Source organism: Limosilactobacillus panis DSM 6035 (assembly GCF_001435935.1).
Taxonomy (GTDB): domain Bacteria; phylum Bacillota; class Bacilli; order Lactobacillales; family Lactobacillaceae; genus Limosilactobacillus; species Limosilactobacillus panis.
The window spans coordinates 1-14770 of sequence record NZ_AZGM01000001.1; the positions used below are offsets into that span (position 1 = coordinate 1).

The 14770-nt window shown below is 46.7% G+C and carries 12 protein-coding genes and 1 pseudogene; 6 read left to right on the plus strand and 7 right to left on the minus strand.

The features are described from left to right. A pseudogene (locus FD32_RS00005) lies at nt 1-508 on the minus strand (IS30 family transposase); the annotation flags it as partial. Between the two features lie 265 nt (nt 509-773). On the opposite strand from FD32_RS00005, the gene yjeM reads away from it, so the two are divergent. Next, nucleotides 774-2261, plus strand: coding sequence for a glutamate/gamma-aminobutyrate family transporter YjeM (yjeM, locus tag FD32_RS00010; protein WP_082126049.1), 1488 nt, complete (start codon nt 774-776; stop codon nt 2259-2261). A 74-nt stretch (nt 2262-2335) separates the two neighbouring features. On the opposite strand, the gene FD32_RS00015 is transcribed toward yjeM, so the two are convergent. From FD32_RS00015 to FD32_RS00025, 3 genes are all read right to left on the minus strand, one after another. Then, a complete protein-coding gene (locus FD32_RS00015) occupies nt 2336-3580 on the minus strand; it encodes a glutamate-5-semialdehyde dehydrogenase (RefSeq protein ID WP_047768295.1) in 1245 nt (414 codons plus the stop codon). A gap of 12 nt (nt 3581-3592) precedes the next feature. After that, nucleotides 3593-4381: a glutamate 5-kinase gene (gene proB / locus FD32_RS00020; protein WP_047768293.1), complete on the minus strand. Its 789-nt coding sequence runs from the start codon at nt 4379-4381 to the stop codon at nt 3593-3595. Nucleotides 4382-4642: 261 nt separating this feature from the next. Next, on the minus strand, nt 4643-6043 hold the full coding sequence (locus FD32_RS00025; RefSeq protein WP_047768292.1) for a Na+/H+ antiporter NhaC family protein: 1401 nt from the start codon (nt 6041-6043) through the stop codon (nt 4643-4645). A gap of 692 nt (nt 6044-6735) precedes the next feature. On the opposite strand from FD32_RS00025, the gene FD32_RS00030 reads away from it, so the two are divergent. Next, complete coding sequence (locus FD32_RS00030; RefSeq protein WP_056962068.1) at nt 6736-7596, plus strand: GRP family sugar transporter; 861 nt, start codon at nt 6736-6738, stop codon at nt 7594-7596. Nucleotides 7597-7760: 164 nt separating this feature from the next. On the opposite strand, the gene FD32_RS10145 is transcribed toward FD32_RS00030, so the two are convergent. Then, nucleotides 7761-7889 carry a hypothetical protein gene (locus FD32_RS10145; RefSeq protein ID WP_337588849.1) on the minus strand — a complete coding sequence of 43 codons (129 nt, stop codon included), beginning with the start codon at nt 7887-7889 and terminating at the stop codon, nt 7761-7763. A 320-nt stretch (nt 7890-8209) separates the two neighbouring features. Between FD32_RS10145 and FD32_RS00035 the strand changes: the two genes are divergently transcribed. From FD32_RS00035 to FD32_RS00050, 4 genes are all read left to right on the plus strand, one after another. After that, nucleotides 8210-9295 (plus strand): Ldh family oxidoreductase, encoded by a 1086-nt coding sequence (locus FD32_RS00035; RefSeq protein ID WP_047768288.1) that lies wholly within the window; start codon nt 8210-8212, stop codon nt 9293-9295. 98 nt (nt 9296-9393) lie between these two features. Next, nucleotides 9394-10434 carry a zinc-binding dehydrogenase gene (locus FD32_RS00040; RefSeq protein WP_047768286.1) on the plus strand — a complete coding sequence of 347 codons (1041 nt, stop codon included), beginning with the start codon at nt 9394-9396 and terminating at the stop codon, nt 10432-10434. Nucleotides 10435-10925: 491 nt separating this feature from the next. Further along, the gene (gene efp, locus FD32_RS00045; RefSeq protein ID WP_047768285.1) at nt 10926-11483 is read left to right on the plus strand and encodes an elongation factor P; all 558 of its coding nucleotides are present in this window, start codon (nt 10926-10928) and stop codon (nt 11481-11483) included. Between the two features lie 114 nt (nt 11484-11597). Continuing rightward, nucleotides 11598-12641, plus strand: coding sequence for a hypothetical protein (locus FD32_RS00050; RefSeq protein WP_047768283.1), 1044 nt, complete (start codon nt 11598-11600; stop codon nt 12639-12641). A gap of 77 nt (nt 12642-12718) precedes the next feature. Here FD32_RS00050 and FD32_RS00055 read toward each other — a convergent pair whose 3' ends face one another. Both FD32_RS00055 and FD32_RS09680 read right to left on the minus strand, forming a co-directional pair. Next, on the minus strand, nt 12719-14230 hold the full coding sequence (locus tag FD32_RS00055) for an ABC transporter substrate-binding protein/permease (protein WP_047768281.1): 1512 nt from the start codon (nt 14228-14230) through the stop codon (nt 12719-12721). Nucleotides 14231-14541: 311 nt separating this feature from the next. Next, nucleotides 14542-14770, minus strand: a 229-nt coding sequence (locus tag FD32_RS09680) for an RNA-guided endonuclease TnpB family protein (RefSeq protein WP_156410628.1), incomplete at its 5' end; no start/stop codon positions are given.

The window sequence follows — 14770 nt, forward strand, 5'->3', positions numbered from 1 at the left end:
GCTTGGCCTTTACGTTTGCCAGAAAGTACGGTATCAGCTTCAAAGTGGCCGAATTCTTGGCGAGTTTCGACTTTATGAGGCCGCTCCTCAATGGAGCGGCCGTACCACGCTTTTCTTTAGCACGATGACGACGAATTCCATGATCAGGCAAATCGGGCAACTGTATATCAAGCCATCCTTGATCAATCCAGTTATAGACCGTCTTGTAGGCAATCCCAACCACATGGGCAACTTGTTCAGGGGACCACTTCTGGACTTGAATCTTTTCCTCGATCAAGTGTTTAAGGTTTTTAGTGAGCGAAAACTTCCGCCCCCGTTGACTAACCTTGCGTTCAAAGTCAGTTTGCGCTAGCTCAGCCTGGTACTCACTATTTAGCCGGTGAAGTTCGTTAAAGACTGTGGTTTTACTAAAGCCTAAGTAATTAGCGATGTATCGCAAGGAACGTCCTTCATCATGAAGTGTTTCAATGACAACACGGTTCTGGAATGATAAAATAGTGGTGCTCATCAAGGACCTTCTTTCTAATGGATTGTACGGTAACACCATTAAAGACCTTGATGGTTTTTTCTGTCCACTTAAATGTTCAACTTAAATTTTACAATCTACCCTTTATTAATAAAAAATGCCGGCTTCCCTTATTACAAAATAGTTAATTCCGCCCCCAGCTTATCCGCCATAAAATGAATGTATTTTGTTGAATAAATTATTAACAATTTCACTAATTAGCTATATACTGAAGCTGCCTGATATTTATACAAAAAGAAGGGTAATTTTGAATAAAAATACTGTTGGAAAAATTAGCCTGATGAGTTTAGTCTTGATGATCTTCTCATCAATTTACGGCTTTAGTAATGCGCAGAACGCCTATTTTCAAATGGGTTATGCCAGTATTATTTGGTATGTCTTAACGGCGATCCTTTTCTTTGCGCCATCTTCATTCATGTTTGCGGAGTACGGTGCTTCCTTCAAGGATGCCCACGGGGGAATCTATTCCTGGCTTCGGGGGTCAATCGGTGAAAAGCCAGCCTTCATTGGTTCCTTTATCTGGTTAGCTGCCTGGGTGGTTTGGCTGGTTTCCTCGACCCAGTTTTTCCTGGTTTCCGTTTCAACAATGATTTCGGGGACCGATAAAACCCAAACTTGGCACTTGTTTGGGTTAGGCGCAAACGAAACTCTCGGGATTCTGGAAATCATCTTCCTATTTGTTGTTACCCTAATTGCTTCGCGCGGAATTAACGTTATTTCACGAATTGCCTCAATTTGTGGGGCCTTTACCATCGGGATTGCCGTTCTTTTCGTGGCCCTTAGTTTAATTATCTGGGTAATGCAGGGCGGCCAATTGGCCGAGCCCTTGACAACCACGGCAATGGTTAAGTCACCCAACAGTAGTTTTGTATCGCCAATCGCGGTTATTTCCTTCATCGTCTATGCCTTATTTGCTTATGGTGGAATGGAGACGACGGCTGGTTTAATTGACTCCGTTAAAAAGCCGGAAAAGACTTTTCCCCGGGCCGTTATTATTGCGACAATTATGATGACTGTCATTTACATCATTACCGTCTTCGTCTGCGGAGTTACCGCTAACTGGCACCATTTGCTCGGTAAGTCGAGTGTTAACCTGGCCAACGTTGAATATGTTTTGATTGAAAATATGGGGGCCGTCTTTGGCGCTAAGCTGGGGCTCAGCCATGCTGGCGCACTGCTGCTTGGGAAAATCTTTGCTCAGTTTACTGCCTTTACCGATGTCTTCGGCGGACTGGGAGCGGCCTTCGTAATGACTTATTCCCCAATTAAGTCCTTCATTGAAGGGTGTGACCCCCGGCTCTTGCCAAGGAGGTTGACAAAACTCAATAATGTCCAGATGCCGGCTAACGCAATGTGGTTTCAAGCCATCTTAGTCAGCGCCATCATCCTCTTTATTTCTTTTGGTGGTGATACGGCTGGTAAATTTTATACCGTCCTGACCGATATGATGAATGTTTCCTCGTCGGCACCGTATCTGTTCCTGATTGGGGCCTTCCCCTTCTTTAAGATGAAGAAGGACCTTGACCGGCCGTTTATCTTCTACAAGAGCATGACGACCACCTGGATTGTCAGTGTCATTGTCTGGTTAGTTGTGGCAGTCGGGATCCTCTTTACCTGCATTGAACCAATGCTGGAGCATGACTATTCCACGGCCTTCTGGACCGCCTTTGGGCCCGTCTTCTTTGGCTTATTAGCGTGGGTATTTTACAGCTTGGCAGAAAAACGGGTACTTTGAAAATTGGGTAGAAAAAATCCCCGCAGTTTGGGCGAACGCTCAACTGCGGGGATTCTTTCGTGTCTTTGATAAATTTAGTGGCGAACCTGGCCATTACCGGTGATTTCGTATTTGATAGTGGTTAACTGGTCTAACCCCATTGGTCCCCGGGCGTGCAACTTTTGGGTACTGATACCAATTTCAGCACCAAAGCCAAACATCCCCCCGTCGGTGAAGCGGGTCGAGGCGTTTACGTATACACAGGCCGAATTGATTCGCCGCTGGAAGTCCTGACCGCGTGAAAGACTATCGGTAATGATAACTTCGGAGTGGTGGGTACTGTGCTTATTGATATGGCTGACGGCATCGTCAAGTGAGTCCACAACCTTAACCGCCATGATCAAGTCATTGTATTCAGTGTCCCAATCCTTTTCAGTGGCGGCTTGCATTCCGGGAACAATTTCCTGGGCCACTTCATCCCCCCGGAGTTGGACGCCGTGGTCAGTCAACGCCTTAGCAAGCGTTGGCAAGTATTTAGCGGCAACGTCACGGTGAACCAGTAGTTTTTCAGCAGCATTGCAGACGGATGGCCGCTGGACCTTGGCGTTGACGGTAATGTTGGTGGCCATTTCTAAGCTGGCATCCTTGTCGACATAAACGTGGCAATTCCCCGCTCCGGTTTCAATTACCGGCACGGTCGCGGTCTTTACGACCCGCTGAATTAGTCCCCGGCCTCCCCGAGGAATCAAGACATCAATGTAATCGGTCATATTCATCATTTTCTGGGCCTGTTCGTGGCTCGTGTCTTCAACAAGTTGAACGGCATTTTCTGGAAGGTGTTTTGCCTTTAGGGCCTCCCTTAAGACGTTCACGAGGGAGGTGTTTGTTCGAATGGCTTCCTTGCCACCCCGCAAGATGACCGCGTTGCCGCTCTTAAATGTTAGCCCAGTTGCGTCGACCGTGACGTTTGGCCGGGCCTCGAAGATGATCCCAATGACACCGAGGGGAACCCGCCGTTGTAATATTTGCAGTCCATCGGCAGTGATCCAGCCCTTATCAATCTTGGCAGTTGGGTCGGCCAGTCGGGCAACGTTACGGAGGCCGTTTGCCATGTCGGTAATTCGCTGGGCATTGATCATCAACCGATCAGTAAATTTCTTCGGCATATCGACCGCTGCAGCAAGGTCCTCCTTATTAGCAGCAATAATCTGTTTCTGCTTTTCTTCTAGGGCAGTTGCCATTGCCAGCAGCGCCTTATTTTTCGTGGTTGTATCCAGCAGGGCTACTTGATCTGCCGCTGCTTTTGCCTGTTGACCAATTGTAATTAACTTTGCATCCATTTTAATTCCTCCTTACTTACTGAACCGGGTTCCCACCGGGTCACCATTTAATACTTTAAAAATTACGCGGGGGTCCTTTCCGTTGCATAGGACCATCTTCTTGTTAGCCTTCATCATGGTAGTAGCCGCATGGAGCTTAGTGACCATTCCACCGGTCCCAAAACGGGTGCTGGAACCACTAGCAGCTTTTTCTAATTCGGGCGTGACCTCTTTAATATGCCGGATTGGTTGGGCATCAGGATACTTATGCGGGTCCTTATCGTAGAAGGCATCGATATCGGAGAGCACGATCAGGAGGTCAGCGCCCATTCGGGTAGAGACAAGGGCGGAAAGCTCATCGTTATCACTGAAGGTCGTGTGGTGGTCAAGTTCGTCAACGGCCACGGAGTCGTTTTCATTGATGATTGGAATAACGTGATCCTTTAGAAGTACACCGAGAGTATTCAATACGTGCTGGCGACTGACCGGAAAGTGTAAAACATCTCTGGTTAACAGCAATTGGGCGACCTTGGTCTGGTAATTAAGGAAGCGTTGGGAATAAATCCGCATTAATTCGGTCTGACCAACTGACGCCAGCGCCTGTTGGTCAGCAATTTCGTGGGGACGCTGGGTAAGGCCTTCACTAGCTAGGCCCACCCCCATTGCACCGGATGAAACCAGGGTGACTTCATAGCCCTGGTTATTAAGAGTAGCGAGTACAAAGGCTAAGGAGTCAATTGTCTTCAGGTTTGTCCGGCCGTTGGGAAGGATCAAACTACTCGTCCCAATCTTGACAACAACTCGTTTCACGTTTTCCAGCATCATTGGTCATCCTTTCTAAAACAAAAGCACGCCTTAATCGAGACACCAGTGACGGCGTTACCATTCTCGTTTAAAGACGTGCTTTACTCTTTTTTTATTATTATTAACGTGTTTAACTTATAGCTTGGATTCGGCTTAACGGTGCGGTCGCTTACAGCCAGTGACGACCACTCTCTGGAACCTTCCTACTATGACTATGCCCTTAGTTTATATTCTTTTTGAAAGCATTGTCAAGAGAAAGATTGGAATTCGATGAGAAAATTAAGCTGCCGCTGCTTGCTTAGGGGCCTTAATGAACATCCCCGTAATGATTGAAAGAATTGTAACCAGGAATGGGAAAAAGGCCCATGGGATAAACTGCAGGGGGTTGATTTGGAGGGTACCAGCAATGAACACGCCGGAAACACTCCATGGCACAATGGCGTTGACCGCGGCCCCGGCATCGTTAAGAATCCGCGTCAAGAACTTTCGCTTCAAACCTAAATTATCAAAGGCGTGTAAGAATGACTGACCAGGGAGGATGATTGCAAGGTAGTGTTCACCAACAGTCAGGTTGACCCCGATACAAGTGATGGCGGTCGCTAACGTTACCCGACCAGGAGTCTTCACGATTCCGGACAGGTGGTTAATGATAGCGTTGATGATGTTAAATTTGATGAGCAAACCACCAAGGGCCAGGGCAAAGATAATCAATGCCAGAGAAGTCAGCATACTTGCGATGCCACCTTTGGAAAGCAAGGTATCAATGGTCTTGTCACCGGTGTGGGAAACGTAACCCATCATAATGGTCTTAGTAATTGTAGTGATACTAGTCGTTGGGGCGTGGAACCAACCCAATGCTGCGGCGAAGAGGGAACCAAGTCCTAATGAAGGAATTGCGGGAACTTGCAAAATTGCCAAAACAATCAAAAGTAGTACTGGTAACAGCGCCCAACCGGAAATCCAGAAGCCGTTAGCCAGGCCATCCATCATCTTGTGGACGGCTGACAGACTAACATTTTTAGAGTTCAACCCTAAAACGGTGTAGAGGACAACGCAGATTGCCCAGGCAGGGATATCAGTGATCATTAAAGCTTTGATGTGTTCGTAGATGCTGATTTTACCAACGCTGGCTGCAAGGTTAGTGGTTCCGGATAGTGGTGAAATATTGGATCCACAGAAGGCTCCGGAGACGATGACCCCAGCAGTCAAACCAGGGTTGATTTTTAAGGTTGCCCCAATCCCAATGAAGGCGATCCCCATTGTGGAAACGGTAGTGAAGGAACTACCACAGGCAACGCCGACCAGGGTACAAACGATGAAAACCGTTGGCAGGAAAAATTTAACTGAGATAATCTCAAAGCCGAAGTACATGATCGTGGGAATGGTTCCCGAGAAAATCCAGGTCGCAATGAGGACCCCAATGGACAGGAAAATGATCAGCGGGTCAACCCCGGCCCGGAGCCCATCGCGCATCCCGTCCATAACCGTGTTCCATTTAAAACCCCGCAGCCGACCGTAAACGGCAAGAAGGGTAAAGGCAATGAACAGGGGCGCCTGGGGTTCCTGTTGCTTAAAGATAATTAAGAAACCAAGGATACATAAGATAACAATTAAGACAGTGAGACTTTCACCAAAACCAAAGGTGGGTTCGAGATGATTCTTTTTCTTTAATGACTTCATAATTCTTCTTCCTCCGCAAATAGCTAGTAAACAAAAAACACCAACTGGAAATCAGGGCGTTAGCTCAATCCAGTTGGTGATATTAACCGAAAATAATTGCTCGAAAAAAGAGCTTCACCTTTACTAGATTGATGCACCTAGCAAGGGGCTCACAAAATACAGCTCTGCTGGTGCGAACGTCCTTGTCCGCACCGGAGTACAGACATTAGACTACATAAGCATAGCCATAATAATACTTGTTAGCAGTGTTTTGTGAGTGTTGAATCATTATTGCCCTTTCCTTTCGTAATTTGTTGTTGCTATTATTAAAGCATTCTCATTTTGCTTTGTCAATCTCTAATTTTAAATTTCTTGAATTATCTTGTAATCGTCCTTTATTGGGTAACTGGTACAGATTTCACCGATTACCGCTCACCGGGGGCAGCAAATAGTGGTATAGTAAATATAAAAACAACAGAAAGTGGGGAGAGAAAATGGCTAAGTACACTGTTGAACTGACCGAAGAAGATCTGCAAATGATTAAGGACTGCCATTCCAAGAACCCTTCAATTATGAAGGCAATGGAAAACGCTAAGAAAGAAAACTAGTTACTCTTTTTTCTTTCCGGGCCGCTGCTGGTAAGTCACTTGCCAGCAGCGGCCTTTTTCACTTGACGGTTGTGAATGTTTGAATAAGGAAAGAAGGTTGTGGATATGTCACTAGTAGATATTTTGATTGCCCTGGTGCCGGCGTTTGGTCTTGGATTCCAGGTTATCAGTATGCAATTGATTGGTGGTAAGTACACGAATAAGGTAATGGGGATGGCGATTGTCACCCTGGTTGTCGGGATTGCCGTTTACTTCATTAAGCAACCGTTATTGACACCGGCGCTGTGGATTGGCTCGGCCCTCAGTGGAATTGGTTTCTGTATCGGAATCATCTTACAGGTAAAGAGTTTCTCCCTGGTTGGGGTCACGATGACGATGCCCATCTCTGTCGGTGAACAATTGGTCGGGACCGCCTTGGTCGGAGCAATTTGCTTCCATGAATGGACGTCGGTTAATCAGTGGCTCCTCGGAATTGGGGCCCTGATTCTGATTGTCGGTGGGATTGCTATGACGGCCTATCACGAGAAGAGTGAGCAGGGGAGCAACGTTAAGAAAGGAATGCTCTACCTCCTGATTTCTTCGCTTGGCTTTGTCGCTTACGCATCCTTCCCAACGGCATTTAAGCTCAGTGGTTGGGACGTTGTTTTCCCACAAGCGGTCGCTATCTTCGTTGCCATGGTTATCCTCTGTGCCTTTGAAAAGAATAACCAGATGTTTGGTATCAAGACTTGGCAGAACATGGCAACCGGTGCCTGCTTTGCCATCGCCAACTTGGGGATTATCTTCTCTAACCAGATTAACGGGGTGGCAGTTGGCTACACCATTTCCCAGTTAAACGTTATTATTTCGACCCTTGGTGGCCTCTGGATTCTGCACGAATCCAAGACCCCAAAGGAAACCAAGTTTACCATTGCCGGTGTTATCCTGGTGGTCGCTGGTGGCATCATGATTGGGATTACCAAGTAAAATAGCAATTATTCTTCATAAATAGTAAGGCAAGTGGCTCATACGTTGAAAAACGGGAGCCTCTTTTTATTTATTAATCTTTTTAGGGACAGACTTCAGAACACAGGGGTAGATGATGATGGCGACAAATTGACGTCATCCACTTAACAACGTTGGTAGTGACGTTAAACTCTTCTATTAGCTTGGAAAAAAATATTCATTGCCGTTTCGACAATAACTCTGCAAAAAGACATCAGCCTAGTTGCCACGATGGCGGTAATAACTTCACACTGGATTTTTACGGATTCTTGCATGTAAAGCCTCCTAAATAAGATTCATTGACAATAGAGCATTATATGGAATGATTATTAACTCGTCAAAGGGAAAATGAATAAACGATAATAAACCGTTGCTTTTCATGTGAATTCGATTAGAATTGACAGTAATAAGTGAAAAAAAGATGATAGCAATGGCGGGTGATTTTTAGCTTTGTTGGGTACCGGTATCAAGAAGGCAACGTTAAAGTGTTGATTTTGCAACGAATTCAGTGGTGCTACGACGGCTTATCCCCTTGTGCCCTAAATTGCTATTTGCCCTTAGAAAATGTCTCATAAGAAGGAAAGGTGATTGCGGTATGCGTGTAAAGGCAACGGATGAACGAACATACTTGGAAGCGGTTTTTGATAAGTTAGGTTTTTCAAAGCAAGATGGTCACTTACTTGCCGACACATTAGTTGATGCTGACCTTCGTGGAATTTCCTCCCACGGGATTCAGCGGTTAGCTTGGTACCGGCGGATGATTAAAGATGGTACAATTGTCCCAACAAAGCAGCCCAAGGTTCTCCGCGAACTACCGGGCACTGTCCTTGTTGATGCTAACCAAAATATGGGCCAAATTGCGGCCCACCTGGCAATGAATAAGGTAATTGAGAAGGCCAAAAAGGTTGGTGTCGGCATTGGGGTCGTCCGCAATTCAAATCACTTTGGGATTGCCGGCTACTATGCCCGTCAGGCGTTGAATGCTGGATTAGTTGGGATTGCCCTCACTAATACTCGCCCCCTGGTGGTTCCAACCAACGCGACCCAAGCCTTTTTGGGTTCCAACGCCTTTGCCTTTGGCTTCCCTGCTAGTCCCCACCCGTTCATGTTTGATGGGGCCACGGCTGCTGTAGCTGGTGGTAAGATTCAGGTTGCTGACAAGAAGGGCCAGGAGTTGCCAGGTGAATGGGTCGTTGACAAGAACCGTGACGTTGTTAAGGACCCGAAGGAAGCCGAAGATATCCTAGCCACGGCAGCCTTTAGTGCGGGCCCACAAAAGGGTGGTGGCCTGGTCACCCTTGGTGGTAACAAGGAAGTCAACGCCAACTATAAGGGGATGGGTAACTCAATCGTCGTTGAACTGCTGACGGGAATTCTGGCTCAGGGTTCAATTTCGGCCGACACGGTCAAAGGCAAGCACGACTTCAGCCAATTCCTCTTTGCCTTTGACCCGGCCTTTTTCGGTGACCCGGAGACCTTGAAGAAAGACGCCACCGCAATGCTAAACCGAATTCGAGGACTGAAACACGTTCCTGGCAAGCAAACTTGGGTCCCAGGCGACCGGGAATACCGTTACCTGAAGGAAAACCAGCAAAACGGGGTGGCAGTCGACGATAAGACCTATGAGGAAATTACCGCAATCGGTAAAGAACTCAGCGTTGAGGTCCCTCAATCGATCTAAGTATGCTTCTAAGGTATAGTAAGTGATTAAATCAAAGTATTACCCTTCTGCCCGCTGATTGGGTACAATTATAGGTAAACAGAAGGGAGACTTGGACAATGAAAAAAGCATTCTTTGCAAGTAAGGGTCAAATGGAACTGAAGAACGTTGATAAGCCAACGGTTCAGAAGCCTGATGACGTAATTATCAAGGTATTACGGGCATGTGTTTGTGGCTCCGACCTGTGGAACTTCCGGGGAATCAACCCGGTTGAAGCCCACTCCGAGAACTCCGGGCACGAGGCAATCGGGGTCGTTGAAGAAGTCGGTGACGACATCACCACGGTCAAGCCCTGTGACTTCGTAATTGCCCCATTTACCCACGGTTGCGGACAGTGTGCTGCCTGCCAGGCCGGCTTTGACGGTTCCTGCCAGGCACACGCTGATAACTTTTCGTCCGGGGTACAGGCTGAATATATTCGCTTCCAACACGGCCAATGGGCGCTGGTAAAGATTCCTGGTAAGCCCGAAGACTACAGTGAAGGGATGAAGAAGTCCCTTCTGACACTGGCGGATGTTATGGCAACTGGTTACCACGCTGCCCGGGTCGCCAATGTTGGTGCCGGTGATACAGTTGTCGTAATGGGTGATGGTGCGGTTGGCCTGTGTGCCATCATCGCTGCTAAGATGCGGGGTGCTAAGAAGATCATCTCCACCAGCCGCCACGCCGATCGGCAAGCGCTTGCCAAAGAGTTCGGGGCCACCGATAATATTGTCGTTCGTGGTGACGAGGCGGTTAAGGCCATTATGGACTTGACTAACGGTGCCGGTGCTGACGCGGTCCTTGAATGTGTCGGGACTGAGCAGTCTACGGATACAGCAATGAAGGTTGGCCGTCCGGGCGCCATTGTTGGCCGGGTTGGCCTGCCACACACACCAAAGCAGGACATGACGACGCCATTCTACAAGAACACCATTGTGGCTGGGGGCCCAGCTTCCGTTACTACTTACGACAAGGAAGTCCTTCTCAAGGCCGTTCTTGACGGCGAGATCAACCCCGGTAAGGTCTTCACGAAAGAATTTAATCTGGACCAGATTCAAGCCGCTTATGAGGCAATGGACCAGCGTCAAGCAATCAAGTCCTACCTGGTAATGGACTAAGTGAAATGGTATTTCATTTATATACTGAAAACTAGATTCTGATTAAAGTAACGTAGCGTGTCCTTCTCAGAGAGCGGGTTATAAAACTTTTTTATTTGATATTAACTGTAATCGGTTGACAAGCTCCTTACGAAGAAATATTATTTACTTGAAAATAGATAAGTATATGTAGTAAAGAAATCATCAGGATATTTCCTATAATAGAATCGGTACTTATGACAAAGGGAAGGCAAATGTTTATTAGCAGTTGCTTTCCTTTTTGTTATCAACAATTAAATAAAAATTGGACTGAGAAAATAGGAAAATGGCCCTTAAAGAGGCAATTTTTTGAATATTGGTGGCTTTTAACGTATAGCAAAATTACGGAATGTGATACAATGGATAATGTGCTATGGCCTAGTCGGTATTAGGCCATCAATAAACGTTCTGGTAACTGCTACAGTTGCGAGCAGGCCAGATGTAATAATCTATTTAATGAAGGTGTGTTTAAGATGATTCAAACAATTGATTTGAAAAAGGGCATGGTTTTTGAACGTGGCGGCAAACTGTTAAAGGTTCTGCAAATTAACCACCATAAGCCAGGTAAGGGTAACACTTTGATGCAGATGGACATCCAAGACGTTCGGACCGGTTCAATTGTCCACACAACGATGCGGCCATCTGAAAAGGTTGAACAGGTTAACGTTGACAAGCGTAACGCCCAATACCTTTACGACGAAGGCGACTCTGCCGTATTCATGGATTTGGAGAATTATAACCAATACACTTTAACCCACGACCAACTTGGTGATGACCGTAACTACCTGGTTGAAAACATGAACATCACCCTGAATTTTGTTAACGGCAACATCATCGGTGTTGAATTGCCAACCACTGTTGAAATGACTGTTGCCCAAACAGAACCAATGATCAAGGGGGCCACAATTGATGGTGGTGGCAAGCCTGCTACTATGAGCACCGGCTTAGTTGTTAACGTTCCAGCCTTCATCAAGACGGGTGATAAGCTGATCATCAACACCACTGATGGCAGCTACAAGTCCCGTGCATAATTTTTTGAAAGACAATAATGAAAAGGTCCCGCTACCATTTTTAGCAGCGGGGCTTTTTACGTACCAGTGTTTAGGTGTATATTAAGGGAGAAACTAATTCTTGGGGGAAGCGCATTGGAAAATAGAAAATTAAGCTTAGTTTTAATAGCGGGGGTCACACTCCTGCTCGCTGGCTGTGGTGCCCATTCTAACGGCAGCAGTCAACAGAGTTCGTCGTCCAGTCTGATTGCGGCAAAGACAAATGGCAAGGTTGATAAGGATAACCAATCGCCGCAGCAATCGGTTGCGGTAATCACTGCTTATGCTGGTAATAAGTACGGCAATAAGTGGGCTTCAACTGCCAAGTCAGCCCAGCAGAAGGGCTTGCAGGTTAACCTTTTTCGGACGAATAAGTACCAGCTGAGTGACAATGGCCAGGGCGTTGCCTACAACGTGACTGTTAACGGTCAGCCGAGTGGCCTGGTATACACTTTAAAGGGAAGTAATGTCACCATTTATGAAAACGCCAATGCGGGTCAGGCCAAGAAACTGGGCACGGTTAGTCGTTCAAAAATGGTTGACTACTTGAATGATAATGGTCAGGGGCAGTTGGTTGATAACCTTGCCAAGGGGGCCAAGGTTGTTGATAAGACCAATGGTGGTTTGACAAGCCCTAACACAGACAATGCGGGAACGAGTACGCAGACTGGTAAGTATGGGAATAAGGGACCAGTCAACGTGCCTAGTGATATGCAGGGTACTTGGTATACTGCTGATAATGATGATGATGGGACGGTCACATTTGGCAGTCACACCTACCGTTATGATGGCCCCGATGGTGGCAGTACCGAATCACTGTATAAGCAGGATAACTCATTCTTGGAAGACGATAGTAATGCAACCGACAAGGCGGTGGTGGATGCCACGAAGGACTGGGCCCGGGCAATCTTTGTTAATGCCAAGGGGATGAACTGGCTTTGCATCCACGGCTGGACCCAAACCGCTGGTGCCGGAACCTACTTTGCCGTTCATAATGAAACCATTAATGGTAAGCAGGTTAAGGTTCTAGTTGAAGCTGGTGGTGCCGACCTCCACGTCGATGCGGTTTATTACCAGAGTCAAGACATGGCTAAGCAACAAGCGGATACGCAGTATGATGATTTAGACTATATGAATTAATGATGTAAAAATAAGTCTCCAGAGCTGAATCTTTGTTCAACTTTGGGGACTTATTTAAATTACTGAAGATTGCGGTGCTAATATTTCCGGTTCATTACCCTTTCAAAGTGATTGAGGAGCAGGGTTAAAGTGAAGGTTAAGACGAAGTAGATCAGCATTGTGATAAAGAGGGGCAGCACACCCTTGTATGTGTCGGCCTGAACCAACTGGGTTTCGTACATCAGCTCGCTAACCCCGATAGTGGAGACTAGTGAACTATCCTTTAGCAGGGTGATAAATTCGTTTCCTAATGCTGGCCAGATATTCTTTAGGGCTTGGGGGATGATGACGTAGTGGAAGGCTTGATGCTTCGTCATCCCCAGACTCCGGGCTGCTTCAGTCTGACCAATCGGCAGTGACTGGATCCCAGACCGGATGATTTCTGCCACATAGGCCCCCGAGTTGATTGACACGGCGATGATTCCGGCGAGCAGGGCCGGCAGCGACTGAATCAGGGCCCCAATTCCAAAGTAGACGAACATAATTTGGACCAGCATTGGGGTGCCCCGGATGAACTCAATGTAAGCAACCGCAATGCTGTGGAGGAGTTTGCTGCTGGATAACCGCATCAGGGCAAAAAGGATTCCGAGGAGGACCCCGAACAGTGCCGAGATAATGGCAATCAGAAGGGTGTATTTAACCCCCTTGAGGAAGAATGACCAGTAATTGGCAACCGTATTGCTCTTATTGGTGGCCTTCATCTGCTTAGCAGCCTGGGGTAGCCACTTCTCTTGAATTAGGTGTTCCTTGTTAACCTTGTCGACCGTCTTGTTAGCGGCGTTCTCCAGGCTGGTGGCTCCTTTCGGGAAGGCCATGGCGACACCGGCCGTGTGGATTTTGATGTGCGAATAGAAGGCGTATAGGTCGGGGTTGGCCGTTGCAAAAGCCTGGGCCGTTGCCGAATCCATCAGGACCCCGTCAAGTTTGTGGGACTGGAGGGCGATAACCAGTGAGGACCACTTAGCGAGCCCCTTTTCCTTAACATCGGGGATATTCTTCTTAATTAGAGAATATTCCATGGCCCCGTTTTCGGTCCCAACGGTCTTTCCCTTAAAATCGGTGTAAGTCTTGTACTTAGCCTTATCCTTCTTGTTGATCAGGAAATACTTGGTTCCCTTGTAGTACGGTTTGGAAAAATCAACGCTCTTCTTACGCTCGGGAGTGATGTTGATACCGGCAATTGCCACATCAATTTTGTGGGATTCCAAGGCCACGAGGAGGGAATCAAAGTCCATGTTCTTGATTTCCAGCTTTACCCCCAGGTCCTTAGCAAGTTGCTTTGCAAGGGACATTTCAAAACCAATGTACTCGGTCTTGCCGTTCTTCTTGGTGGTAAATTCGTATGGTGGGTAGCCCGCACTGGTGCCGACGACCAGGACACCCTTTTGTTTGATCTTTTGCAGTGAATCATCGTTCGCTGGCGCACTGCTGGTTGTTGCACTAGTCTGACTGCTGTTGGAACTGGTGGTGTCCGCCAGGGCGGTCAGCGGTGAAACAACTATTGAAGCCAGGACAATGATTGCCATTATGAGATGTTTAATGTGCTTCATAGTTAATTCTCCTTTGCGTAAGAAATTCTAGTAATTAACTATGTAATATACACTAATATGTATACTTATGCAAATTTAAATTTAAATAAACTCTAAATATACAAAAATCTGCAAAAACAATGAATATTGCTTTGCGGATAAGATTAGCATTTATTATTGGATAAACCAGCCAAGGGGCCAGGCAAACCATTGATGAACTACTCGGCCATTAATGACCGCGCTTCTGGGAACATGAAGTAGTATTTAGGATATTATGCCTGTATTCAGGATACCTAACTTACATAACTCCACTCTTTTACCATGGCTAGTCCCTAGCCAATGGCTTTTAATCCTTGATGCAAGATATTAACTGCCGCATTAATATCCCGGTCGTGATGGGCACCACAGCTTGAGCACGTCCATTCACGAATGTTAAGGGGCTTAGAGCCACTATGATAGCCACAATGACTACAAATTTGACTGGTATAGTTCGATTTAACAGTTACTAATTTCTTACCATACCAGGCACACTTATACGCCAACATGGTCCGGAACTGATAC

Coding starts and splice junctions, on each gene's coding strand:
- FD32_RS00015 (WP_047768295.1), bottom strand. CDS start 3,580: ATGGATGCAAAGTTAATTACAATTGGTCAACAGGCAAAAGCAGCGGCA.
- proB (WP_047768293.1), bottom strand. CDS start 4,381: ATGCTGGAAAACGTGAAACGAGTTGTTGTCAAGATTGGGACGAGTAGT.
- FD32_RS00025 (WP_047768292.1), bottom strand. CDS start 6,043: ATGAAGTCATTAAAGAAAAAGAATCATCTCGAACCCACCTTTGGTTTT.
- FD32_RS00030 (WP_056962068.1), top strand. CDS start 6,736: ATGTCACTAGTAGATATTTTGATTGCCCTGGTGCCGGCGTTTGGTCTT.
- FD32_RS10145 (WP_337588849.1), bottom strand. CDS start 7,889: ATGCAAGAATCCGTAAAAATCCAGTGTGAAGTTATTACCGCCATCGTG.
- FD32_RS00035 (WP_047768288.1), top strand. CDS start 8,210: ATGCGTGTAAAGGCAACGGATGAACGAACATACTTGGAAGCGGTTTTT.
- FD32_RS00040 (WP_047768286.1), top strand. CDS start 9,394: ATGAAAAAAGCATTCTTTGCAAGTAAGGGTCAAATGGAACTGAAGAAC.
- efp (WP_047768285.1), top strand. CDS start 10,926: ATGATTCAAACAATTGATTTGAAAAAGGGCATGGTTTTTGAACGTGGC.
- FD32_RS00055 (WP_047768281.1), bottom strand. CDS start 14,230: ATGAAGCACATTAAACATCTCATAATGGCAATCATTGTCCTGGCTTCA.